Source organism: Clostridium cavendishii DSM 21758 (assembly GCF_900141845.1).
GTDB lineage: Bacteria > Bacillota > Clostridia > Clostridiales > Clostridiaceae > Clostridium_AG > Clostridium_AG cavendishii.
Map to the genome: position 1 here is coordinate 281,946 of NZ_FQZB01000005.1, position 24,695 is coordinate 306,640.

At 26.2% G+C, this 24,695-nt stretch carries 23 protein-coding genes; 19 read left to right on the plus strand and 4 right to left on the minus strand.

Translation table 11 applies throughout. From position 1 onward, the window contains the following. The first annotated feature begins 89 nt into the window (after positions 1-89). From BUB01_RS05180 to splB, 5 genes are all read left to right on the plus strand, one after another. Positions 90-566, plus strand: coding sequence for a flavodoxin domain-containing protein (locus BUB01_RS05180; RefSeq protein ID WP_072985621.1), 477 nt, complete (start codon positions 90-92; stop codon positions 564-566). Between the two features lie 394 nt (positions 567-960). After that, a complete protein-coding gene (locus tag BUB01_RS05185; RefSeq protein WP_278337118.1) occupies positions 961-1,332 on the plus strand; it encodes a GNAT family N-acetyltransferase in 372 nt (123 codons plus the stop codon). 478 nt (positions 1,333-1,810) lie between these two features. Further along, positions 1,811-3,085, plus strand: coding sequence for an MFS transporter (locus BUB01_RS05190; protein ID WP_072985622.1), 1,275 nt, complete (start codon positions 1,811-1,813; stop codon positions 3,083-3,085). 613 nt (positions 3,086-3,698) lie between these two features. Next, positions 3,699-6,170 (plus strand): polysaccharide lyase 8 family protein, encoded by a 2,472-nt coding sequence (locus BUB01_RS05195; protein WP_072985623.1) that lies wholly within the window; start codon positions 3,699-3,701, stop codon positions 6,168-6,170. A 159-nt stretch (positions 6,171-6,329) separates the two neighbouring features. Beyond that, positions 6,330-7,352 (plus strand): spore photoproduct lyase, encoded by a 1,023-nt coding sequence (splB, locus tag BUB01_RS05200; protein WP_072985765.1) that lies wholly within the window; start codon positions 6,330-6,332, stop codon positions 7,350-7,352. A 114-nt stretch (positions 7,353-7,466) separates the two neighbouring features. Here splB and BUB01_RS05205 read toward each other — a convergent pair whose 3' ends face one another. After that, the gene (locus BUB01_RS05205) at positions 7,467-7,898 is read right to left on the minus strand and encodes a hypothetical protein (protein ID WP_072985624.1); all 432 of its coding nucleotides are present in this window, start codon (positions 7,896-7,898) and stop codon (positions 7,467-7,469) included. Between the two features lie 166 nt (positions 7,899-8,064). Continuing rightward, positions 8,065-9,114, minus strand: a complete 1,050-nt coding sequence (locus BUB01_RS05210) for a stage II sporulation protein P (protein WP_084108374.1) — start codon at positions 9,112-9,114, stop codon at positions 8,065-8,067. A gap of 613 nt (positions 9,115-9,727) precedes the next feature. Here BUB01_RS05210 and BUB01_RS05215 point away from each other — a divergent pair. The 6 genes from BUB01_RS05215 to BUB01_RS05240 all read left to right on the plus strand — a co-directional run bounded on the left by BUB01_RS05215 (position 9,728) and on the right by BUB01_RS05240 (position 15,625). Then, entirely contained in the window at positions 9,728-10,456 is a 729-nt protein-coding gene (locus BUB01_RS05215; protein ID WP_072985626.1) for an MBL fold metallo-hydrolase, read from the plus strand. A gap of 355 nt (positions 10,457-10,811) precedes the next feature. After that, positions 10,812-11,519, plus strand: a complete 708-nt coding sequence (locus BUB01_RS05220; RefSeq protein ID WP_072985627.1) for a pirin family protein — start codon at positions 10,812-10,814, stop codon at positions 11,517-11,519. 341 nt (positions 11,520-11,860) lie between these two features. Next, on the plus strand, positions 11,861-12,754 hold the full coding sequence (locus tag BUB01_RS05225) for a TetR/AcrR family transcriptional regulator (protein ID WP_072985628.1): 894 nt from the start codon (positions 11,861-11,863) through the stop codon (positions 12,752-12,754). Further along, positions 12,754-14,196 (plus strand): MDR family MFS transporter, encoded by a 1,443-nt coding sequence (locus tag BUB01_RS05230; protein WP_072985629.1) that lies wholly within the window; start codon positions 12,754-12,756, stop codon positions 14,194-14,196. Before BUB01_RS05225 ends, BUB01_RS05230 begins: the two co-directional genes overlap by 1 nt. A gap of 120 nt (positions 14,197-14,316) precedes the next feature. Further along, positions 14,317-14,640, plus strand: coding sequence for a hypothetical protein (locus tag BUB01_RS05235; RefSeq protein WP_072985630.1), 324 nt, complete (start codon positions 14,317-14,319; stop codon positions 14,638-14,640). Between the two features lie 295 nt (positions 14,641-14,935). Next, entirely contained in the window at positions 14,936-15,625 is a 690-nt protein-coding gene (locus BUB01_RS05240; protein WP_072985631.1) for a M15 family metallopeptidase, read from the plus strand. A 47-nt stretch (positions 15,626-15,672) separates the two neighbouring features. Here BUB01_RS05240 and BUB01_RS05245 read toward each other — a convergent pair whose 3' ends face one another. Then, positions 15,673-16,089, minus strand: coding sequence for an Lrp/AsnC family transcriptional regulator (locus BUB01_RS05245; protein WP_072985632.1), 417 nt, complete (start codon positions 16,087-16,089; stop codon positions 15,673-15,675). Positions 16,090-16,214: 125 nt separating this feature from the next. Here BUB01_RS05245 and BUB01_RS05250 point away from each other — a divergent pair, with 125 nt between their 5' ends. Continuing rightward, entirely contained in the window at positions 16,215-16,760 is a 546-nt protein-coding gene (locus tag BUB01_RS05250) for a cysteine hydrolase family protein (RefSeq protein ID WP_072985633.1), read from the plus strand. 82 nt (positions 16,761-16,842) lie between these two features. On the opposite strand, the gene BUB01_RS05255 is transcribed toward BUB01_RS05250, so the two are convergent. After that, positions 16,843-18,105, minus strand: coding sequence for a metal-dependent hydrolase family protein (locus BUB01_RS05255; protein ID WP_072985634.1), 1,263 nt, complete (start codon positions 18,103-18,105; stop codon positions 16,843-16,845). A gap of 485 nt (positions 18,106-18,590) precedes the next feature. Between BUB01_RS05255 and BUB01_RS23105 the strand changes: the two genes are divergently transcribed. The 7 genes from BUB01_RS23105 to BUB01_RS05280 all read left to right on the plus strand — a co-directional run bounded on the left by BUB01_RS23105 (position 18,591) and on the right by BUB01_RS05280 (position 24,683). Further along, positions 18,591-18,728 carry a hypothetical protein gene (locus tag BUB01_RS23105; RefSeq protein ID WP_159433207.1) on the plus strand — a complete coding sequence of 46 codons (138 nt, stop codon included), beginning with the start codon at positions 18,591-18,593 and terminating at the stop codon, positions 18,726-18,728. 117 nt (positions 18,729-18,845) lie between these two features. Continuing rightward, the gene (locus BUB01_RS23570) at positions 18,846-18,986 is read left to right on the plus strand and encodes a hypothetical protein (protein WP_207649974.1); all 141 of its coding nucleotides are present in this window, start codon (positions 18,846-18,848) and stop codon (positions 18,984-18,986) included. Positions 18,987-19,011: 25 nt separating this feature from the next. Continuing rightward, positions 19,012-19,680 carry a response regulator transcription factor gene (locus BUB01_RS05260; RefSeq protein WP_072985635.1) on the plus strand — a complete coding sequence of 223 codons (669 nt, stop codon included), beginning with the start codon at positions 19,012-19,014 and terminating at the stop codon, positions 19,678-19,680. Then, positions 19,677-20,705 carry a sensor histidine kinase gene (locus BUB01_RS05265; RefSeq protein WP_072985636.1) on the plus strand — a complete coding sequence of 343 codons (1,029 nt, stop codon included), beginning with the start codon at positions 19,677-19,679 and terminating at the stop codon, positions 20,703-20,705. Before BUB01_RS05260 ends, BUB01_RS05265 begins: the two co-directional genes overlap by 4 nt. Before the next feature lie 99 nt (positions 20,706-20,804). Beyond that, the gene (locus BUB01_RS05270; RefSeq protein ID WP_207649976.1) at positions 20,805-21,566 is read left to right on the plus strand and encodes a CPBP family intramembrane glutamic endopeptidase; all 762 of its coding nucleotides are present in this window, start codon (positions 20,805-20,807) and stop codon (positions 21,564-21,566) included. A gap of 287 nt (positions 21,567-21,853) precedes the next feature. Further along, complete coding sequence (locus tag BUB01_RS05275; RefSeq protein ID WP_072985638.1) at positions 21,854-22,621, plus strand: ABC transporter ATP-binding protein; 768 nt, start codon at positions 21,854-21,856, stop codon at positions 22,619-22,621. Next, on the plus strand, positions 22,611-24,683 hold the full coding sequence (locus BUB01_RS05280; protein ID WP_072985639.1) for an ABC transporter permease: 2,073 nt from the start codon (positions 22,611-22,613) through the stop codon (positions 24,681-24,683). Before BUB01_RS05275 ends, BUB01_RS05280 begins: the two co-directional genes overlap by 11 nt. Positions 24,684-24,695 lie beyond the last annotated feature (12 nt).

Sequence of the window (24,695 nt, forward strand, 5' to 3'; positions counted from 1 at the left end):
TAATTGCTAAATATTAAAAATTTATAGAAAGAAAGGTGGTGAATTTTAGTAAGAGTTTAGTGTAATTTAATTTCTTGCTAAAATAAAAAATGAAGACACTTATTATTTATGGAACTAAACACGGTACTACTGAAAAGTGTAGTAAATTTTTAAAGGATAAAATTACAGGTGAGGTTGTAGCTATAAATATAAAAAATGAAAAAATACCTGAGATAGCTCATTTCGATAATATCATAATAGGTAGCTCTATTTATATGGGACAAATTCAAAAGGAAATAAAAAACTTCTATATAAAAAATTTTAATAAGTTAAAAGAAAAAAGGATAGGTCTTTTTATATGTGCTATGAATGAGAAAGATATTGAGCTTCAATTAAATAATGCTTTTGGATCAGAGCTAGCCAATAGAGCTATTGTAAAAAAATGTTTTGGAGGAGCATTTTCATTCAAGAATATGAAATTTTTTGAGAAGTTTATAGTAAAGAAAATTGCTAAAACAGATAAAGATATAGAAAATATTTCAGAAGAAAGTATTAATGAGTTTGCCAAAATAATAAACAATAAATAAATATTTATTAAATGAAATGAAGCGAAATCCGCTTCATTTTTTTATAGAATAATAGTCGCTAAATACATTATAAAGGGTTATAAGAATTAACTATAATTTAAATGGCGCTATGTGGAAAAAATAATATTAATGATTTATTAATATGAAATCATGGAAAATTGTATAAAAAATATATAAAATAGAAGAGGACGTTTTAATATTATAAGTAAATATTGTATGTTTAATTGAAATAAAAAAGAAGAGTAAAAATTACTTTTGTTGAAAAGAGGATTTAATAAAAATTGTAGAATGAAATAATAATCAATCAATTGATTATTTATTATAATGGTTTAGGACAATGTATATTTATCCTTTAACAGATTAGTAAGGTAAAAAGGAGGAATCGAATATTTTTATTTATAAAATACAACTTGCTGATACAGAAGAGGTTGTTGGAATAATTGAACTTAGAGAAATAGATAAAAGAAATAAAATTGGTAGAATATGTAAGTTTTTGATTTTGGACAAGACTAATAGGGGAAAGGGTATAGGAAAGAAGGCATTGATAGAAGTATTAAGAATTGGGTTTGAAGAGTTTAAGTTAAAAAAAATAACACTTGGAGTATTTGAGTTTAATGAGAGTGCTATTAAGTGTTATGAAGGTGTTGGATTTAAAAAAGAGAAGTACATAAGAAATACAGGAAAATTGCCAACAGGTGAATGGAGTTTGTATGAAATGTCTATTTCAAAATCTGAATGGCAAATAAGAAAAGATATATGTTGTTAATAAGTTATATTTGTTAACTGTTATAGATTAACAAAAAATTGTGCTTCAAATCAAATAACATAAGAATAATTTTATAACTATAAAATAAGCGAATATAGTATTACTGTGATTATTATTTTTTATAAATTTCCATAATAGGAAAAATAATATATAGAAAAAATTTTTTGATTATTGGGGGATATTAATTCACGGTGTATCAATAAATAATGCATTAAAATAAATTTTTTAATATAATAAAATTATTAAATTTAGTAGTTGACTTTATGAAGAATTTACTATAATATAACAAATATAAGATATTTATTAAATAAATGGAAAACTAAAATTAAATAGTTAATTGTGAAACAAAATAATAATGATATTTTTTTATTATTGATTTGTTTCTAAAAAAGCTTTAAATAAGCAAGAGTAGGAATTCCTACTTTTGCTTATTATTTTTTTGTTAAAAATTAAATTAATTTAAAGAGGAGTGTAGACTATGGAAAAAGAAACAGAAAGCAAATCAAAGGAATTAAATTCAACGACTAATTTAGAATCTAAAGAAGAACTGCAAGAAAAGTTATGGAATACTAATTTTATTTTATTAATGCAAGGACAGGTAGTATCAATTTTTGGAGATACTGTTTATGATATTGCACTTCGTTTTTTGATTCTTGCTAAAACTGGATCTGTAGCATTAATGGGCTCGCTAATGGCAGCTAGTATTATTCCTAGAATATTTATTTCTCCATTAGCAGGTACATTTATTGACAGGCATGATAGAAGAAAAGTATTAATTATCTCGGATTCTATTTGTGGTATTACAATTCTTTTTGTTGGAGTGGCAGCAATAATGGGCTTCATACAAATATGGATGGTACTTGTAGCGGGAATTATATTAGACGTATGTGGGTGTTTTTTTAATCCAACAACTAGCTCATCCATACCAGATATTGTACCAAAATCTAAGTTAATAAAAGCAAATTCAATATATTCTTCAATCACTTCAGCTAATGATATGGCTGGATATGCATTAGGTGGTTTTTTGATTCAACTTATAGGAGCACCAATATTATTATTATTTAATGGAGTGAGTTTTTTATTTTCAGCTATTTCTGAATATTTTATTACAATACCAGAAGTTAAATCATATACAGAAAAATTAAGTTTTATAGAGGATATGAAATCGGGAGTAAAATTTGTAAAGAATTCAAAAGGACTTAAGTATTTATATATTACAATTGCTTTTTTAAATTTTTTTGCTGCTATGTCTATGACGCTTACGTTACCTTTATTCAAGTTACACAAAGAGTTAGGTGTTGGATTATTTGGAATAGCAATGGCTATTAACACATTTGGAATGCTAGTGGGATTTGGTATATTATCAGTAATTGAAATAAAAAAGGAAATAAGGTTTCATGTATTTATATTAAGTGGAATTATAGTTTCTATTACAATGATTTTATACTCTTTTACATTAAATTTTTATTTAATTTCTATATTATTTTTCCTAGATGGTTTAAGCTTAGCTGTAATGAACTCATTTATTCAATCGAGTATGCAAAAGTATGTACCTTCTAACATGCGCTCAAAAGTATTTGCATTTAAAAATATGTTAACAGGTTCTTTAATGCCATTAGGTATGGTGCTTGCAGGGATACTGGGGGAAATAATGAGTATGAATATAATAATTTTTGTTGCTTATTTAATATTCTTTATATTATTTATTTATCTTTCATTTGTAAAAAGTGTTAAGGAAATAATCAACATGTGATTTTATAATGTGGTTATTGACTATTATTAAAAAGGGTTTGAGGATAAAACATATAAATTTGTAATTATAAGATACAATAATTCTAAATATATAAGCATATCTGTTTTAGACGAGTTAATTGTTTTAATTTCTTTATTATTCATATAACGCCTCTTTTGCGTTAATAGGATTTGTTTAATTAAATTTAAAAAATTCTCAAAAAATATAAAATAATGTCTATATATATGTAATTGTACAATATTATATAATTAATTGTAAATTTATAACATGAATAGAATTTAGAGTCATACTTAAAATTATGAACTGGAATATTAGATTGTATAAAATTAATTTTAGTGTATAATGAAAAATTTCTTATGTCATTAGGATTTAACGTATTTTAAGTTTTGAATTATTAGGGTAACGGGTTTATGTACTACACTAAAAAGCTTAATCAAGATACGTAGTAGCTTTTTTATCTAATCCGTTAAAAGTATTTTCCTATTTTTCTACTAAGTGTTATAGCGTTATTTTCTTTTATTGTAATATATGAAAATCTAATATTAGAAATGTATGGCATAAATATTGCTTTTAAAACAATGAAAATATTTACATTGTGAAAAGGAGTGTTATTATGGCAAGAAGGGCATTATCAAAAAGAATTTCGGTAGCTTTATTAATAGCTACAATTTCAACAATTCCAGGATTTAGTGTTTATGCTAATGTTAATCCTAAAAGTGAAAGTGCTAATTTGATTCAAAAACAAGCTCAAACAGAAACACAAAGTATTTTTAATAATTGGTATCAAAATTTAGTAGGTAGAAAAGCAAATCCAGATGAGACGGCATTAATAAATGCTATTAATGCTAATGATAATCTAGTTTCCACTGAAGATAAAAAAGGATGCTGGGACAGTATGGTAAAAGATTCGCCAGCATTTTTATGGAGCAATTTACCACTTGGAAATAATTCTGCAAATATTACTGCAAGTTATAAAAATGTATATAACATGGCTTTAGCTTATAGACTACCTAACTCAAAGTTTTATAATAATCAAAATCTTAAAAATGATATCTTATTTGCGATGAATTTTTTAAATGAGAAAGTATATAACAATAAGATAAAAAAGATATATGGTAACTGGTGGGATTTTGAAATTGGTACTCCTTTAACACTAGTAAATATACTCACATTAATGAAAACGGATTTAGATAAGGATAGTTTAGATAAAAATTTAGCTTCTATAGATAATTTTGTACCTGATCCTATAAAAAGAAAATCATTAAACAAGCCTTCTTTTAAAGAAACGGGAGCTAACCTTATAGATAAATGTTTTGCAGTTACTATGAGAGGTGTTTTAGGAAATGACGAAAATAAAATTAAGCTTGGTATACAGTATATAGATTCAGCGTTTATTATGAATACAAACTATGGAGATATTACTAAAAAGGGAACAGCTGATGGATTCTATATAGATGGATCATTTATACAACATGATAATTTAGCTTATGCTGCCGGATATGGAGCTGTTTTTCTTGAAAGAGTTTCAGACTTTTTAACAGCATTGAAAGATACAAGTTACTTATCGGGTTTTAAAAATATTGATAATGTTTATAGATTTGTATCAGATAGTTTTGTTCCTCTATTTTATAAAGGGGCAATTATGGACAATACAAGAGGCAGAGGTGTTTCAAGATTAAATAGTAATGATCATTTAGCTGGTAGAGCAATTTTAGTTTATATAAATAAGATTGCCAAAACAAATAAAAGTCCAGAATATAGAAGAACTTATCAAGGTTTCGTTAAGAGTATGATATTATCAGATACAAGCTTTACAGATTATATGAATGGGTTAAGTTTACCAAGAATTCAATCGTTAACAGAGCTTTTAAATGATTCTACAATACCTAATAATCTAGATAACAGAAATGAATTTAAAGCTATGAATTTCATGAAAAGATATGTTAGTCAAAAAGGAAGTTACGCAGCTGGTTTAAGCTTATTTTCAAATAAAATGTCTTCATTTGAATATGGCAATAAGGAGAATAGAAAAGGTTTTTATCAAGGTGCAGGGGTATTAAATCTTTATAATGATGATACAACTCAATACAGTGGAAATTATTACCCAACAATAGATATGGCAAGACTACCAGGTATAACTACTGATGGTTCATATGGAAAGTTAGAAGAGTGGAAGAGTTATTTAAATCCAAAAGAATATTCTGGTGGTGCAACTGATGGAATTTATGGTGCTATAGGATTTGAGTTTTCTAATATAAATTTAACAGGTAGTGATTTATCAGGAAGAAAGTCTTGGTTCTTTTTTGATAATGAAATCGTTGCATTAGGTTCTGATATTAATAGTACAAGCAATTCACCTGTAGAAACAGTTATAGAAAATAGAAAGCTTAAAGCTGATGGATCAAATAAACTTATAGTTCAAGGAAACTTAGTAAATGATAAGTTAAATTCAAATAATAGTACATGGGCTTATTTAGAAGGTAAAACTGAAAACACTGGGATTGGCTACTATATTCCAGAAGGTCAAAATACATTTGCTCAAAAATCTTTAAGGGAAGGAACCTGGTTTGATATAAATAATAGCATAACTACACCTGAAGGTAAAAATAAGGTTAGTGAATATTATGGTTATTTAAGTATTAATCATGGAACTAATCCAAAAAATTCATCCTATAGTTATGTAATATTACCTAATAGGAATCTTAAAGAAATTGAAAACTATGCAAATACAGCTAATATTAAAATACTTAAAAATTCTATAACAACACATGCTGTAGAAGACTCAAAAAAGAATATATTATGTATAAACTTTTTTGAAGCTGATACTTACGAAGATTTTACTGCTTCCAATCCATTATCTCTTTTAGTAAAAGGAAATAATAATGGAAATGAATATTATTTATCTGATCCTACAATGAAGCAAGAATCTATAGAACTTAAGGTTAAAGTAAAAAATATAAATGATTACGATGTGGAAGAAAATACAGAAGTTAGTATTGATAGAGACAGGAATATTATAACTTTTAGAGTGAATACATCTGATAAAGATGGAACTACACATAAGTTAGTTTTAAATAAGAAATAGATTTTAAATTTATATAAGAAGAAAAAATAATCCTTTGAACCTTTGTTATATATTTAGTATATATAGCAAAGGTTTTACAAATAATAATTTTAAAAGCATATTTATATATATGAAAGGAGTAAATAAATCATATTATTATTGATTTATTTGATAAAGATTATGTTTATACCAAAGAGAATTATATTTGAAAAAGAAGCTTTAGATTATGATTTGGGTAAAGAGATTTATAATAAATTTAAAGAGAATGATAAGGTTAAAATTATAAAATTAACTTCAAATAAAGTAAAGCAACATATTCCAGGTGAAGATGTACCATCTCAATATAAAGAAGGGAAAAAAACACTTGTTGTTGGGGTTAAAAAGAGTCTAAAGTTTCAGACTTGTAAGCCTTCAGCACATTATCAACTTCCTTTAGTATCAGGATGTATGGGGCAGTGTGAGTATTGCTATTTAAATACTAAGTTGGGAGATAAACCTTTTGCAAAGGTTCATGCCAATATAGATGATATTTTAAATCAAGCACAGAAGTATATAAATGAAAGATTACCCGAAATAACTATATTTGAAGGTGCTGCTACCTCAGATCCTATACCTGTAGAGCCATATACACATTCTTTAGAAAAAGCTATAGTGTTTTTTGGAAAAGATGAAAATGCTAGATTTAGGTTTGTAACAAAATTTAATGATGTGGATTCACTTATCAATTTAGAGCATAATGGGCATACGGAAGTAAGGTTTAGTATAAATACTTCCTCAGTTATAAATAAATATGAACACGCTACAGCATCTCGTGATAAAAGGATAGAGGCTAGTATGAAGATGGCTAAAGCAGGGTATCCAGTTGGATTTTTGATAGCACCAGTATTTATTTATCCTAATTGGAAAGAAGAATATCATGATTTATTAGTGGAGTTAAAAGATAAACTTCCAGAAGATTTAAAGTTTCCAGTAACCTTTGAAATTATATCCCATAGATATACTACAACTGCTAAAAATATAATACTTCAAGTATTTCCTAAAAATGAACTTCCTATGAATGATGAAGAACGTAAATTTAAATATGGACAGTTTGGATATGGAAAATATGTTTATCCAAAGGAAAATATAGATGCAATAAAAGAATTTTTCAAAAAAGAAATAGAAACCTTGTTCGAAAATAAAGAGATTAAATATATTATATAAATTTAATATATTGTAAAAACTTAAATTATGAATATTGAAAAAATAAATTATATGATAAAATAGCTTTTTATGATAGAAGAGAAATATCATAAAAAGTTATTTTATTAAACAAAATTATAACTCATCCAAGTTTTTCATGTAGAGTAATGTTTCATCATGATTAAATAAAAGGTAATATTGAAAGTGTACACCTTTTATATGTTTATATAAATTGGCTATTGAGCTAGTTATATTATGTCTTCCATCATTATCAACAGGACTTTTCACAGTTAAAAATCCAAAACTATCATTATTTGCACTATCTAATCTTAATCTTTGTATCAGTCTTCCACGCTCATCCCACCAAGTTATAGCTATAGTATCACCTTCATTTATTACTAATCCTTCTAAATCTTCATCAATAATTTCTTTTTTAACAAAATTCCTTATGCCATCGGTATTTACATATGCATCTGGAATTAAAAATGTATTATCAGTTACTCTTATTATTTCATATAGGGTAAATAACTTTTCATCATTATTAATAATTTCTATATAATCCTTCACTCTAAAGCCTCCCCAATATAAAAAAGTTATAAAATTAGTGTGTCCAAATTTTAAAAAAGTAATTTTAAATGTAAAAACTATTGATAGTTATAAAAGTAATGCCTAGAACTGAAAGTCTTATGGAGTTTCAAAACAATATTATATTATTTAATAATATAAGTTAATTTTATTTATTTAAAATTTCTGCGATAAGCCTAGCTATATATTTTGATGAAGCCTTTGCTTCATCAATAGTATTACCTTCTGAGCCTACTTCAATCAGTATTGAATTTTTATTTAAAGTTTGATTAAATGCGTTTTTACCTCGTTTATGTGTATATATTCCTCGGCAAAACTCAGGAAATAATTCAGCAGACTTTGTATTTAACGAATTAACTACTTTTAAATTTTCTTTATAATGAGGATTATTTTGGGCTGTTGTAAACATTATTTTTGCTACATTTTCATTATTCATATTAACTAAAAAGTTATTTTTTTTAGCATTTCCCATAGAGTCTCTATGCAAATCAATTATAAGTTTAAAATCTCCGTATTTTTTTAGATATGTTTTTACAGTTTCAGCAGATCTATAATAACTATTATCATATTGTATCGAATGTATAGTTTTATCATGTATTACTGAAATGCCATAATTTTTCTCAAGTTCTTTTTCAAGTTCTATTCCTATAGCTACAACATTAGAATTATTATTTGTTGAATCTTGCTTACAAGGTAAATAAGATTCTGTAGTATGAGTATGATAAAGCAATATTTCTGGTTTCCCTTGATTTAAAGTCTTTTTTAAGCTAGGATTATAAGCTGGCTTAGCTTTTAAAGATTTAATTTTTTTTGTTTCATTTTTAGTATTAGTTTTTGAAATAGTTTTAGAATATAGCTTTAACGGTGTAAACATAGATACATTATTAGAATTACTATCTTTTAAAAGAGGAATTCTATAATCTACCCAATCTAATATGTTTAAATTAACTGCTTCTAAAGCAAGTGATGAAATAGTAGTTTTATTTTCTGCGTAAGATTGTTCATCATAATAGGTCTCTTTTATAACAGGCATACTTGAGTTTAAAAGCTGTATATATACTAGATTATCTGCTCCTTTTTTATTTAAAGTAATATTAATAACTCTAAGTATAAATAAGCTAAATAATATCAAAACTATTAACATTAATGATGCTAATGAAATTTTAAATTTCCTATCATATTTTAATATATTATACAAAAAAATCCCCTCCCTCTATATTAAATATTTATATTAAAAAGGGAAAATTAATATGTTAAATGTTTCATATAGAATATATATTAAACTATGAAGTTAATGAGTAGTTTAAGTAAAATAAAAGAAAATTAAGTGAAATAATGGCTTTAAATTTGTTGGCTTAAAATTATTGACAGTAAAAATATTGTATTGTATACTTTTTTAAAAAGATTATTTTATGGAAAAGGAGATTTAAAGAGATGATTTTAGTTGTTCTTAACTAAACTATTAAAATTAAATAGTTTGATATGCTTTAAGGAAGCCTAGTTATTGAGCTTTTTTTAAGTGTGTATAGTAAGAACAATATCTTTTGTGAAACTCTTTTATAAAAATGAAATAATTTTAAAGACATATATATACTTGTTTTAGTTAAGTTAAAACGCTGTTAAATATATGCTTTCAATTAAATTAAAATCCAATAAAAGATTTTATATAAATGTAATCCCCGTAGACGATATTGTTTGTTTATGGGGATTTTAATTTTTTATTAAGAAAGGTGGAGAAATTTATGGCTTTAACAAAGGTTACAGAAAAGATATATTATATGGTATAAGCAATTAAGTAGGAGGATTAAAAAATGAGCAAAATTGAAGTGCTAGATATAAAGTTTAAAATTGGAGAGAGAACAAACACTATTTTTCCAGTTATAATAGAAGATGAAAAAGAGATGGTTTTAATAGATTGTGGATATCCTAATTTTTTAAATATCATTAAGGAAACTGCGATAAAGAGTAATGTTAATTTAAATAAATTAACTAAAATAATCATAACTCATCATGATTTTGATCATATGGGAGCAGTGGCAGAATTTAAGAGAGAATATCCAGATATAAAGGTGATAGCATCTAAGGAAGACGCTCCATTTATTGAAGGTAAGAAAAAATCATTGAGGTTGCAGCAAGCTGAAAGTATATATGAATTATTACCTGATGAAGAAAAGCCACAGGCAGAGATTTTTCATAAAATTCTTGAAACTGTAGAAAATTGTAAAGTTGATATTACTTTAAAGGATAGAGATATTTTAAATATTTGTGGAGGAATTGAGGTTGTAGCAACTCCTGGTCATATGCCAGGGCATATTTCTCTTTATCATAAAGAAAGCAAATCAATGATTGTTGGGGATGCTTTAGTGGTAGAGAATGGTAAGCTAACTATTGCATTACCTCAGTATACGTTAAATATGGATGAAGCTTTGAACTCTATTAAAAAGTTTTTGGATTATGATATAAATAGGGTGATATGCTATCATGGGGGAATATATGATAAGGGTATAGAAGAAGAGATTAGAAAAATTATTTTAAAATAGAGATATATAACTTAATTACAAAAAATTTATTTGAGACAGATATATTATTAGAAAAATTTATCTAGAAACACAATGCATATAGAATATTAATTTATAAAAAGGTAATAAAATTTAAATTATTATTTATGAAATTTAAAAATAGAATTAATTAATATAATAGAAAATAAAGAGGATATTCTGAAATCACAGGATATTCTCTTTATTTATTAAAAACTATTGACTAATTTAATTTGAAGTGTAATTATATAATAACTTAAAGTTATTATATTACCAAAAGTAAGTTAGATGTATTTATCAAAATATACATGAATATTAAAAAGAACTAGATTTTAGATATAGTAAGGAGTGACATAAGATGTTAAGAAAAATAGAAAGCAAAAATATGGGTAGTAGCAATCTTGGATGGTTGAAAAGTAAATTTCACTTTTCCTTTGCAGATTATTATAATCCACATAATATAAACTTTGGAGTTTTAAGAGTTATAAATGATGATTTAATTCAAGCTAATACTGGGTTTGATACCCATCCCCATAAAGATATGGAGATAATATCATATGTTGTTAAGGGTGAGCTTACTCATGGGGATAGTATGGGAAATAAAAATACTATAACTAGTGGTCATGTTCAATATATGAGTGCAGGAACAGGAGTTTTTCATAGTGAGCATAACCTTGGCAAAGATATATTAAGACTTTTGCAGATATGGATTTTCCCAGATAAGCAAGGATATAAACCTAACTATGGTGATTACAGATTTAATTGGACTGATAGGCAAAACAAATGGCTTCATATGGTTTCAAGTAAAGAGGGAAATGCACCAATAAAAATAAACCAAGAACTAAATATTTATTCCTTAGAGCTTGAGAAAGGAAAGGATATTAAATTTCCAGTAAATCAAGGAAGGCAGGCCTATTTAGTTCAAATAGAAGGAAATTCATTAATTAATGGGATTGAAGTGAATGAGAGAGATGGAATGGAAATAACAGAAGAGGATATTTTAATTGAGGCAAATGAAACTTCACATATATTAGTTTTAGAAATGAATAAACAAAAATTAATATAAAAAATTAATAAGATTGTATACAATTAACTAAAAAATCACAGAAGATACATAATCATCTGTGATTTTTATTTAGTTTCAGTCATTTTTATTTTAAACTTTATATTTACATTTATCTTTTTATATTATATTAAATTTTATTAGATATTTTTATGTGTAACTATAGAATTTAAAGAGTTTTTTATCTTTTATAAAAAGGATAGATAATATAAATGTTAAAAGCTTTTAAGTGAAATAGTATAAATATTACCTTGATTTATATTAAGAAAAGAGTTATACTTGTTCAGTACTTCTTAGTACTTACAAGTACTAAGAAGTACTAAAGAGTTTTAGGTGGTGAAATTATGGATGAAAAACAAAAAAATATTATAGATGTAGGAAGGGAATGCTTTAATATAAAGGGACTTCAAGCTACCTCAATAGATGAAATAGTAAAAAAGTGCAAGATATCTAAAGCTACTTTTTATAAATACTTCTCAACAAAAGAGGATTTGGCAAATGAAATACTTTTATATTCTAATAAGAAATTTTTAAACAATGCGAAGAAAATTGATGATGATTCTAAAATTAATAATAAAGAGAAGTTAAAAATGAAGATAATTCTTATATGGGAGTATCTACTTTATGACAGCAAGCTTAACATAGAGATTATAGAAAAATTCTCAGAGTGTAAAGGTGAAGAGCCTATAAGTAAATTTAAAAATATAAGAAAAAACAAAATCTTAGATGAATATTATAAAAGTTTAGAAGCTGTATATGGAAAGGATATAGATAAGGTTATATGGGAACTTATATTTTTAATAGATAGTTTAGTACATGAATTTATTTTAATCATGCGTCTTAAAGATGAAAAATTTGAAGCAGATTTTGTTGGAGAATATGTTATAAGAGTCATAGATATTAATATTGAAAAATTAAAAGATAAGGAACCTATGATTAAAAAAACAGATATTTATTTTTTAGTAGATGATGTAGAGAATAAGCTTTATTCAGCTGAAAAAGCGCTTTTTTTAGAAAAGATAAAAAATTTAAAAGAAATTATTAAAAAAGATGATAATCTTATAAATCAAAAGAAACTTATAGAAGCAGTAAACAAGTTACAAGAAGAAGCCAAAACAGAATCATATAATTCTTTAATGATGGATGCATTACTTGCATTTTTAGAAAAAGAGAAATCATTAAAAGAGGAGGTTTCAATATTAAATAACTTAAAAAATAAACTAGGGGATGAAATTTAATGAACAAAACAGGTAGTATAAGCAAAAGAGAAAGAAATTTAATTGTAATTATTATAATAGTAGGATCTTTTTTAACTTCACTTAATCAGACAGTATTAACTTCTGCATTACCTACTATAATGAAAGATTTTAATATTGATGCTAATATTGGACAGTGGTTAACTACTGTTTATTTATTGATTTTGGGAGTTATTATACCAACTACTGCATTTTTAGTAAACAAAATCAGTACAAGAAAATTATATATTTCAGCTTTAGGACTTTTTTTATTAGGTTGTATTTTTTCTATATGTGCTAAAAATATTAGTGTTATGATAATTTCTCGTATTATTCAAGCAATAGGGGCTGGGGTTTTAGCCCAATTGGTGCAAGTTGTTATATTAAATTTATATCCAAAGGAAAATAGAGGAAAAGCTATGGGAATATACGGCCTTACAGTTGGTTTTGCGCCCGCAGTTGGACCTACATTTTCTGGATTTATAATAGACTTTTCAGGCTGGAGAAGTCTATTTTATATGCTTGCTATTATTTCTCTTTTAGATATTATTGTAGCAATATTTGCATTAAAAAACGTGGGAGAAACAAATGATGACAACAAGTTAGATATTATATCTGTTATTTTATCTACATTAGGATTTGGTGGGATATTAATTGGTGCAAGTAATCAAGGAAGCTACGGATGGGAAAGTAGGCTTACATATATACCTTTAATAGTTGGAATAATGTCTATTATTTGTTTTACTTTAAGACAAATTAAGATTAAAAATCCTTTGTTAGAATTAGAAGTATTTAAAAGTAGAGATTTTACAGTTAGCACCATATTAATTTGTATTGCTTATGCAGCTATGATGTCAGCTACAATATTACTTTCTATTTATATTCAATCACTTCGAGGATATTCAGCCGTTACTTCAGGACTTGTAATGCTTCCAGGTTCTTTTTTATTTGCCATATTAAGTCCTGTAACTGGAAGATTATTAGATAAATATGGGCCACGTGTTTTATGTATATTAGGTATGATTTCCTTTGGAGTAGGTACATTTACATTTTCCTATTTAGGCGAAAACACATCATTAATCTATGTAACAATAATGTTTTGCTTAAGGATGTTAGGGCTAGTTGCTATTTGGTCTCCACTTACAACATGGGGGATTAACTCACTTGAGAAAGAATATATTTCACATGGTATTGCGATTAATAACACATTACGTCAGGTGTCAGGAGCTATTGGTTCTGCTATTCTTATTACTCTTATGACAAATGCAGCTAAAAGTAGTAATGTGAATTCCCATGTAGCAGCTAGTATTCATGGAATGAATGTATCTTTTAGGATAGCTGGAATTTTGATTGCAATTGGGCTTGTAGGGATTATTCTATATATAAAAGATGAAAAGGTAGAAGAAGAGTATAATATAAGTAATATTATACAAGAAGAGGCATAAAGATACCTAAAATAATATAAGTTCTGTGATTTTTATTTAAAATATTACTGTGAATGTGCTATAATAAATGAATAAAAATGAATTTAAGAGTATACACAATTATAGAAAGGGGACTTGATTTTGAAAATGTTCTTATTTTCTTTAATTATATTTATTGGAATTATATTTATAATATTAGGAATTTTAATTTGGAAGAAACAAAAAATAAGCTTGTTTAATAAAAATATTAATATTGATGAAAAGAATATAATTGAATATTCTAAATCTATTGGAAAATCTTATATCATAATTGGATTATCAACTTTTATGCTAGGAGGAGAAAGTATTACTGATAACGAAATTTTAAGATGCATTTTACCTGTAATATGGATATTAGCCTTTAGTGCAAGTTTGGTTAAAGTAAACAAAACTCAGAAAAAGTATAAGGTTGGAATTTGGAGTTAATAAGAAGTACATAATTTCTAAAAACATGATATAATTTAGATTCTTTGTCTAAATAAGAATTAATGAAAAAATCACAAGTGAAGTAAACCACTTGTGATTTTTATTGTATTGTAAAATAAAAAATAGAAATCATGAACAAGGCGTAAAAAAGAATGCTTATTATTATTTGTAATTTTTTAGAAATACAATTGTAATATACGAAATATAATTGTAAGACTTTTTAAGAAACTTTTATAAGTATCGTAATTTCTATCCTCTACAATAAAAGTATACCATTGGAAAGGAAGTAGAGGACATGAAAAAAGTGTTTAAAATAATCTTATCATTAATTATAATATTTTTCGGAGCTATATATATATTAGTGAATACAGTGCTTAAAGAAAATTACAATATTTCAGATATCAAGAATAATTTAACTAAGGAAACTATAAATAAGAAGAGTCAAGAACTATTATTAGTAAACGATCAAAATGGCTTGGGTAAGGATTATATACCAGAAGGTTTAACTATTCCTAATATAAAATTTTCAAGTAATTCAGCTAATGAAGAAAAACACGTAGCAGGAATTATGGCAAAACCATTAGAAAAATTGGTAAAGGCAGCTAAAGATGAAGGAGTAACATTACTTGGAAATTCGGCTTATAGATCTTATAAATCTCAAGAAAAGGTTTATAATAATAGAGTAAAATCTCAGGGAAGAAAACTTGCAGATTCATATGTGGCTAAGCCTGGTTTTAGTGAACATCAAACAGGATTATGTATTGATATTACTAATAAAGATAAATATTTTGTAGAGGGAACTAAAGAAGCGGATTGGCTTGCTAAAAATTGTTATAAATTTGGATTTATTATAAGGTATCCTAAGGGAAAGAAAACTTCAACAGGTATAGACTATGAACCTTGGCATATTAGATATGTTGGGAAAGAGGCAGCTAAGTATATCTATGATAATAAAATTACATTGGAGGACTATTTAAATAAATAATACGTAAAATAAAATTATCCTTTTAAATCTGCAAACTCTAATGATTTTCATTCTTTTAATGTAGAAGTAGATAAATTTAATCTATAAGTACCATACTCCATAATATTATCAAGTAATAAATTAAGTTCATCCATGTTAGAGCATACAACTTTAAATAAATAACACCCATCTCCACTAATTCTATGTGCCTCAGTTATAATTGTATTTGTTTTTATAAATTTTACTAATTTATCATGTTTTGTTGTTTTCATAAAAATAGTAATAAATGCAGTAATATTTTTACCCAATAAATAATTATTAGTACATATAGTGTATTGAGTTATAATACCTAAATTTTGAAGTCGTATAATTCTATTGGATACCCCTTGTGGAGTTAAGTGAACACGTTTGCCAATTTCCTTAAGTGATATCTTTGAATTAATCTTTAACATATCTAAAATTTTTAAATCTATTTCATCAAACATAAATTAAAAAATCCTTTCATTTTTAAATGGAAATTAATGAATTTCTTTCACATTTCAATCTTACTTTAAGATAAGATTATTATAACAAATATAATTAAATAATTAAATGTGAAGGTGGAATAAAAATGAAAAAAGCATTATTGGTAATTGATGTTCAAAATGAATATTTTACAGGTAAATTAAAAGTAACTTACCCTAATAACAGCTTTAATAATATATTGAAAGTAATGGATTATGCAAAAGATAATAATATGATTATTATACTTGTTCAGCATACAGGTCTTCATGGCGATACATTTATTAAAAATTCAGATTCATGGCATATCCATTCAAAGGTTCTTGAGAAATCTTATGATTATCTTATTGAAAAAACTAAACCAGGTAGCTTCTATGAAACTAATTTAGAAGAAATATTGAAAAAAGAGAATGTAACAGGAGTTGTTATTTCGGGATATATGAGTCAAATGTGTTGTGATACAACGGCAAGAGAAGCTTTTCATAAAGGTTATTATGTTGAATTCTTATCAGATGCTACAGGAACTATAGATGTGAGTAATGAGATTGGTAATATAAGAAGCAAAGATCTTCATAAAGCTACTTTGATTGCTCAAAGCTTGGGATTTAGTAATGTAATAAGTAGTAAGGAATGGATTAAACGTAATAATCATTAATTTGCAAAAATGTTTTTATATTAATGTAAGCTGTCGCATTAATGGTATTTAATGCGACAGTCTCATATATTTTAGACTAAATTTAGAAAGTACTTTTTACAAAGGAGTTCTTTATAATAGTACCTTCTTTCATAATAATATCCATATTTCTAACAGCTATTGCACGAATATTTTCTAAAGGATTGCCATCTATAACTAGGAGGTCAGCAAATTTTCCTTCTTCTAGAGTACCTGTAATATCTCCTACCTTAAGCATTTCAGCACCTATTTTAGTAGCAGCCATTATTGTATCCATAGGTGAAATATTAGCTTTTTCAACAAAGGAATACATTTCACCAATAGCGGTTGTACCATATGGTGTTAGGCTTGAACAGAATGAGTCAGAGCCAATGGTTAAGCCTATTCCTTTAGCTTTAGCTTTTCTAAGGTTAGCATAAACACGATTTAATTCTTTTTCTGAAACAGTATCTCCTGGGTACTTATCATGTACTTCAGGAATATATTGTGGGGCATATGATTTAAACCATTCATTAAGGAATTGAATAGTAGGGCAGAAATAAATGTTTTTTTCTGCCATTATATCTAGACATTCATCATTAAGAGTTTGTCCGTGAATAATCAAGTGAACACCAGCTCTAGCTGAATCAAGTGCTCCGCCATATCCTTCAGCGTGTGACCATACGGGGATATCAACCATTTTACATTCATCAACAACAGCTTGAATTTCTTCAAAAGTATAGTGTTGGTCAAGTTTTTTATCCCATCTCCAGATACCACCACCTGTTGACCAGATTTTTATAGCATCAGGATTGTCTCTTAATCTTTTTCTAACAGCCTTACGAAGTTCCCAAGGTCCATCAACACGCTCTGCCCATGGATGTGACTCATCATTATACCATGAAGGAAGTCTGTGGGAGTCGCCGTGTCCACAAGTACGTGCAAAACCTAAACCAGTACCAACTATACGAGGTCCCTGCATAATTCCTGCTTCAATCATATTACGAATATGTAAACCTGAACGTGAAATCTCACCTACAGTAGTTAAGCCATGTTCAAGACATTCATGAGCTTGCTGAACTGCAACAACTGTTTTTTGAATAGGATCTTCTAAAACCCAATCGCTATCGTCATCTGTTAGGTTACCAGAGAAGTGTAAATGAGTGTCTATAAGACCAGGCATAATTGTCTTTCCTGATATATCAACCTTTCTGTAACCATCTTCAAAATCCTTTTTAGGACCAGCATATTCAATTTTTTTGTTAATTACTAATACTAAAGAGTCTTTAACAGGCTCTCTTCCAGTACCATCGATAAGTAAACCACCTATAAAAGCAATTTTATCCATTATAGATTCCTCCTTGATGTATTATAATTTTTTGAATTAAAATTCAATAGTAAACATTTATATACTATTATTATATAATTATTAGGAAAATTGTCAAAAGTGGTAGGCTTATGTTAGGAAAGGTTTTACAAATGATTATTTGTTTTGAATGATATATAAATATAAATCATGATGTATTTGTTGTGGAGAAATAATTAAAATAAATTTTAAAATACAATTGACAGTATGAAATTTATGTAAGAAGTTCTGCTAATTGTAATGTTGAAATAGCTGAAATAGCTGAAAAGGTATATGATGAACTAGTTTTATTTGAAAAAAGTATTATAATCTTAAATGCAAAATAGTTATTTAAGGTAATATTAATTTGAAGTACTAAAGAAGGAGAAAATTATGGAGAACAATTTAAGGAGAAAGATATTTCAGATTTTAATACAGAAGAAGGTGTATCTAAAATCTTAAATGAGATTGATTTTAAAAATATACAAGTGATAAGTGAAGAAAAAACTTTTAAATATAAAGATGAACAGGAATGGTGGGATAAGCTTTGGACTCATAGTTTTATAAAAGTATTAGAAGCAATACCTAAAGACAAAATAGAGCAATTTAAAGTAGAAAACAAATAAGTATTTATTATGAGTAATATACATTTAAATACAATTTATGATATTATTATATTAATTCTAAATATAAAATTAGTAATTATATAAAACTATTGTTAGATTAATGAAATGTGTTAAATTATGGGAAAGTTTGCAAAACTAGCAGTTCCTACGATTATTACAAAGGTTATTAATGAACAAAAATATATTTTAATTCAGGAAAGATTTTCCTATGGATGTCATTCCATTGAAAAAATATTTGGAAATAAATTAAATATTTAAAAGTTAAAGTGTAAGGGAAAAAATTATGTTTAATATAATGATTATTGATGACAATGAACAATTACAAAATGAATTAAGTAGTTTATTAATAAGGAATGGATATGAAATAATAAAGGTTAAAGAGTTTAATAATATAATAGGAGTAGTTAAGGAAAGAACTCCTCATCTTATTATATTAGATATTAACTTGCCTCAAGATGATGGGTTTAAAATATGTACTGAAATCCGTAGTTTTTCAAAGGTACCTATTATATTTGTTACAAGTAGAAATACTAATATTGATGAGCTTATGAGTATAACTTTAGGCGGCGATGATTTTGTTACTAAACCATATAACACTCAAATTCTACTAGCTAGGATAAATTCCCTTTTGAAAAGAGCATATCCTAATGAACGTGCAGTGGATGTCATTGAGTATAATGCTGTTAGACTTAACATATTATCTAGTTCTATAGAGTATAACGGACAAGAGGTGGAGCTTACTAAAAATGAGCTTAAGATACTGCATTATTTATTAAATAATAGGGGGAAGATAGTATCTAGAGTAGACATTATGGAATACTTGTGGGATAGTTCTTTATTTGTAAATGATAATACTTTAACTGTTAATATAAATAGAATAAGAAATAAGGTTGAGGAACTTGGAGTAAAGGATTTTATAAAAACTAAAAGAGGACAAGGGTATATAATATGAGTTTAGGAGATTATTTAAAAAGTAGAGTTAATATAATACTATTAAATATTGTTGGATTAATTAGTTTAATAATATTCCTAATAAGTGTAGGAAATAATCTTGATACTATAGGAGTTATAACATTTGTTTGGATTCTTATATTTTCATTATTTATTACAATTCAATATAAGAAGAGAAAAGAATATTTTGATGGTATTTTAGATACCTGCGAGAAATTAGATAAGAAGTATATTTCTAGCGAAGTTATAGATGAACCACATTATATAGAATCAATCCCATATTATATGCTACTTAAAAAATCAAGTAAAGCTATGCGTGAAGAAATAAATAAGGTTAAAATTCAAAGAAAAGAGTATAGAGAGTATATTGAGCAGTGGATACATGAAGTAAAAGCTCCAATAGCAGCTATTAAATTAATAGAAGAAAATAGTAGAAATGAAACTTCAAGGTTAGTTCTGCAGGAGCTAGAAAGTATAGATAGATTCGTTGAACAAGCCTTGTTTTATGCAAGAAGTGAAGAAGTAGAAAAGGACTATCTTATAAAAGAAATAGAATTAGAACAATGTATAAATAGAGTTTTGATAAAAAATAAGCAAATGTTCATTTTAAATAATATAGATGTAGAGTTAGAGAATATAGACAAGAGTGTTTACTCTGATAGTAAGTGGTTAGAATTTACAATTAACCAAATAGTGGTTAATTCCATAAAGTATAGAAAAAAAGATTATTCAAAGGTTAAGATATACGCTAATGATGTTAAAAATGGTATTGAGTTAATTATAGAGGACAATGGAATAGGAATACCTAAAAATGAAGTAAACCGCGTATTTGAGAAGGGCTTTACAGGTAATAAAGGAAGAGTAAATAATAAATCTACTGGAATAGGATTATATCTTTGTAAGAAGCTATGTGATAGATTAGGTGTATTAATATCAATAGAGTCAGAGGAAAACTTATATACAAAAGTAGCAATGACTTTTCCGAAAGGAACTTTCAGTAGTTCTGATTTAATTCTTCATAGATAATTAGTAAAAATGTAATTTTAAATATTATGTTATTAGAGATTAGAGGGAGTGGTTATTATAAAAATCTTAAAGGAACATCAAATAGTAGCTTATTTAATTATGACTTTTTTATTTACTTGGATATTTTGGGGTATTGCATTTACTTCGATCAGTTTGAACGGGCCGTTTCGGATATTAGGTTCATTTATGCCAAGTGTTATGGCTATAATTTTTACTAGTTATTATGATGGCTTTATTGGGATAAAGAAACTGCTAAGAAAGCTAAGTATATGGAGAGTTAATCCGTTTTTTGTTGTTTTTATATTTTTATATACATCAATAACAATATATATACCATCGTTTATTTGCAGTATCATTGGAGTAGACTATAAAATTTATATTAATGATCATATTTCAAGTTTTCAACTTAATTCACCTAGCACAATATTAATATGCTTTTTTGCAATTATTATTTTTGGTGGACCACTTGGAGAAGAACTTGGTTGGAGGGGGTTTGTATTACCTAAACTTCAACAAAAGGTTAACCCTCTTATATCAAGTATAATAATAGGAATTATATGGACAAGTTGGCATATACCTATGTTTTATTTTCACGTTCCAGGTTATGATATAAGTTTTATTAGTTATCTTTTAGAAACTATTTATTTAGCAATTATATTTACATGGGTGTACAATAACACTAAAGGAAGTCTATTAATTATAATATTGTATCATAGTATTGATAATTTTATTATGGCAATTTGTTTTAATGCTTTTATGGAGAGTTTTAATATTTATACAGCTCTTTGGTGGGGGGGAAGATTAATAATTTTAGTATTTATTATTTTTGACATGAGTAGAAAAACTGTTAAACAATTATGATATTTAAGTGTTTTCTGGTAACAGTTAATAATTAATAATTAATATAAAAATCTATGTCAAAATACTAAAACATAGATTTTTTTGTGTATAAAATATTACAAAAATATAAATTGATTCTTGGGTTTTCACCTCTAAAATAAACTAGTATCTATCTATAAATTAAGGTGTTTATGTTGCAAATGTTTATAAGTTTTACATTTTAATGTTACGAAACTGTAACATTAAAGTAATATTAAATGAAATCAAGTCAGGCTAAAACAAGTTAAAATATATTTGAGGTGATAATGATGAATAAGATATTAAGTGTAGAAAATGTGGAAAAATATTATGGAAGTAAGGGTAATGTGGTGAAGGCACTTGATTTAATAAGCTTTGATGTTTTTAAAGGGGAGTTTGTTGGAGTAATGGGACCTTCAGGCTCAGGAAAAACTACATTATTGAATACTATAGCTACAATTGATGAAGTAAGTTCAGGAAGTATTTATATAGACAATAAAGATTTAACTAAAATAACAACAAAAGATATAGCAAAGTTTAGAAGAGAAAATTTAGGCTTTATATTTCAAGATTTTAATCTTTTAGATACCTTAACTATTCAGGAAAATATAGCATTAGCCCTTACAATTAATAGGTATAAGAAAAGTGAAATAGATGCTAAAGTTAGGAAAGTAGCAAGTGAATTAGGTATAGAAGAAATTCTTTCAAAATATCCTTATGAAACTTCAGGAGGACAAAAACAACGTTGTGCGTGTGCAAGAGCATTAATAACAAACCCTAAGATTATTCTTGCAGATGAGCCAACAGGTGCATTAGATTCAAGATCAGCCCAATTGTTAATAGAAATGATTTCGGGCTTAAATAAACAACTAGGAGCAACTATTTTAATGGTAACTCATGATTCCTTTACTGCAAGTTATTGTGATAGGATTTTGTTTATTAAAGATGGAAAGATATTTACTGAACTAGTAAAGGGGGCAAATACACGTAAACAGTTCTTTAATCAAATACTAGATGTTGTTGCTCTTCTAGGAGGTGACATAAGAGATGTACGCTAGATTAGCAATAAACAACGCAAAGAAATCTGTTAGAGATTATGTGATTTACTTTGTTACTTTAACCTTAAGTGTGAGTTTATTTTATGCATTTATGTCTTTATCAAGTTCAAGCTATGAGTTGATTACAGAAGATACGTTTAATTTTGATTTTCTTAAGGAGATATTAAAGTATTCTTCATTCATTATAACAGCTGTTTTAACTTTTCTTATAAGTTATGTTAATAGATATATGATTAGAAGAAGACAAAAGGAATTTGCAACATATATATTGCTTGGAACTGAGCAAAAAAGCGTAGCATTAATGTTTTTTGTAGAAAGTTTAATTATGGGGATTATTTCTATAATAATAGGCGTTTTTATAGGCACATTATTTTCACAAGTAGTTAAATCTATAATCTTTATGACAATAGATAAGGAAATAGTATTTTCTTTTAAATTGTATATGGATACTATTGGTATAACATTTGCATTTTTCGTAGCTATGTTTTGTATAATTGGTTTATTTAATATAAAGTATTTAAGAAAAATTAAACTTATTGATATGCTTAATGCAGAAAGAAAGTCTGAATTTCAATTTAAAAGAAGTAAAAAAGTATATATAATTGCATTTATAATTTCTATACTTGCTTATATTACTTTTATATATTGCATCAATACTTTGGTGGATTTTAGCAAAAACCCAAGTGATATAAGTGGTGATCCAAGAGTATATGCAGGGATTGCTGTAGTAAATTTTATTTTAGGAATATATACATTTTTTTATTCAATATCTTATGTGGTTATCCTTATTAAAAATAAATGTACAAACTTCAAATATGAGTATACAAATTTATTTTTAATAGGAGGAATAGTATCAAAGATAAAAACAACTCCTATTTTAATGGGGACAATAGCATTAACTTTTTTAGGAGCAGCATTAAGTTTTGTGCTAACGGTTTCGATGGCTCAGTATGCTTTAGGCTATTTAAACTATAGAGTGCCTTTTGATATAACAATAAGTAATAATTATAGTCAAATGTCAAATATAGGAGATGTTCCTAAAGTTGATTATAGTGAAATAATACAAAAACTAAAGTCTGAGGATTATGGTCTTAAGGATTATTGTCAAGAAGAGTTTTATTTATTAAATGATAAAGCTTCAAAATCAAATGAGAGTTTAAATTCAAAAATTTTAGTTATTAGATTGAGTGATTTTAATAAATTAAGAGAGATGTTAGGTTATGAAAAGATTATATTAAATGATAATGAATACACTACTCAGTGGCAAAACAATGTTTTACAGCAAGATATTGATAAATATATAAATGAGAATCAATATATTGCTATAAAAGATAAAAAGGTAAAAAGTAGTTCAAAAGCATATTATAAAGATGCTATGGGAGATTGGATATACAATAGAGCAAAAGGTCTAATAATATTGCCAGATAAGTATTGTGAATATTTAAACTTAGTATCCACAAGTTTTTTTGCTAATATATCTAAAAAAATAAGTTATAATAATGGAATGGATTTTGAAAAAAATTATATACCACAGTGGTTTGAAAAGAACTATGGGACGATAATTAAAAAAAATTATGAAAAGACAGATTACTTTGTTCACACAAGAATAAAATCAGTAGAGCATAGTGAAATATTAAATGCAACATTAGGAATGAGAATAGTTGGAATATACTTAGGAACAGTATTACTTATGATAAGTTTAACAGTTTTAGCACTACAAGAATTATCTGATTCTATAGAGCATAAGGGAAGGTTTAAAACCTTAAATAAATTAGGTATAGACAATAAAGAAATAAATAAAATAATTCTAAAGCAAATAAGCTTATATTTCATACTACCAATGTTAATAGCTATAATGAATTTTCCTGTGTTTATTTACAATTTTTTTAAATATATGGAGACAGGAATAATGTTATATGTTGGAGATAAAGCATTTGTTTTTAGTGTGATTTTATCATTATCAATAATTGTGGTTCTTTATATGATTTATTTTATAGCAACTTATTGTATGTTTAAGAACAATGTGAAAGAGTGCCTTAATCATAATAAAAATATTTCTTAATCTAAAATAGAA

Excerpts from the sequence above, each read along its gene's own strand:
- BUB01_RS05180 (WP_072985621.1), top strand. The coding sequence starts at position 90 with ATGAAGACACTTATTATTTATGGAACTAAACACGGTACTACTGAAAAG.
- BUB01_RS05190 (WP_072985622.1), top strand. The coding sequence starts at position 1,811 with ATGGAAAAAGAAACAGAAAGCAAATCAAAGGAATTAAATTCAACGACT.
- BUB01_RS05195 (WP_072985623.1), top strand. The coding sequence starts at position 3,699 with ATGGCAAGAAGGGCATTATCAAAAAGAATTTCGGTAGCTTTATTAATA.
- splB (WP_072985765.1), top strand. The coding sequence starts at position 6,330 with ATGTTTATACCAAAGAGAATTATATTTGAAAAAGAAGCTTTAGATTAT.
- BUB01_RS05215 (WP_072985626.1), top strand. The coding sequence starts at position 9,728 with ATGAGCAAAATTGAAGTGCTAGATATAAAGTTTAAAATTGGAGAGAGA.
- BUB01_RS05220 (WP_072985627.1), top strand. The coding sequence starts at position 10,812 with ATGTTAAGAAAAATAGAAAGCAAAAATATGGGTAGTAGCAATCTTGGA.
- BUB01_RS05225 (WP_072985628.1), top strand. The coding sequence starts at position 11,861 with ATGGATGAAAAACAAAAAAATATTATAGATGTAGGAAGGGAATGCTTT.
- BUB01_RS05230 (WP_072985629.1), top strand. The coding sequence starts at position 12,754 with ATGAACAAAACAGGTAGTATAAGCAAAAGAGAAAGAAATTTAATTGTA.
- BUB01_RS05240 (WP_072985631.1), top strand. The coding sequence starts at position 14,936 with ATGAAAAAAGTGTTTAAAATAATCTTATCATTAATTATAATATTTTTC.
- BUB01_RS05245 (WP_072985632.1), bottom strand. The coding sequence starts at position 16,089 with ATGTTTGATGAAATAGATTTAAAAATTTTAGATATGTTAAAGATTAAT.
- BUB01_RS05250 (WP_072985633.1), top strand. The coding sequence starts at position 16,215 with ATGAAAAAAGCATTATTGGTAATTGATGTTCAAAATGAATATTTTACA.
- BUB01_RS05255 (WP_072985634.1), bottom strand. The coding sequence starts at position 18,105 with ATGGATAAAATTGCTTTTATAGGTGGTTTACTTATCGATGGTACTGGA.
- BUB01_RS23570 (WP_207649974.1), top strand. The coding sequence starts at position 18,846 with ATGGGAAAGTTTGCAAAACTAGCAGTTCCTACGATTATTACAAAGGTT.
- BUB01_RS05260 (WP_072985635.1), top strand. The coding sequence starts at position 19,012 with ATGTTTAATATAATGATTATTGATGACAATGAACAATTACAAAATGAA.
- BUB01_RS05265 (WP_072985636.1), top strand. The coding sequence starts at position 19,677 with ATGAGTTTAGGAGATTATTTAAAAAGTAGAGTTAATATAATACTATTA.
- BUB01_RS05270 (WP_207649976.1), top strand. The coding sequence starts at position 20,805 with ATGACTTTTTTATTTACTTGGATATTTTGGGGTATTGCATTTACTTCG.
- BUB01_RS05275 (WP_072985638.1), top strand. The coding sequence starts at position 21,854 with ATGAATAAGATATTAAGTGTAGAAAATGTGGAAAAATATTATGGAAGT.
- BUB01_RS05280 (WP_072985639.1), top strand. The coding sequence starts at position 22,611 with ATGTACGCTAGATTAGCAATAAACAACGCAAAGAAATCTGTTAGAGAT.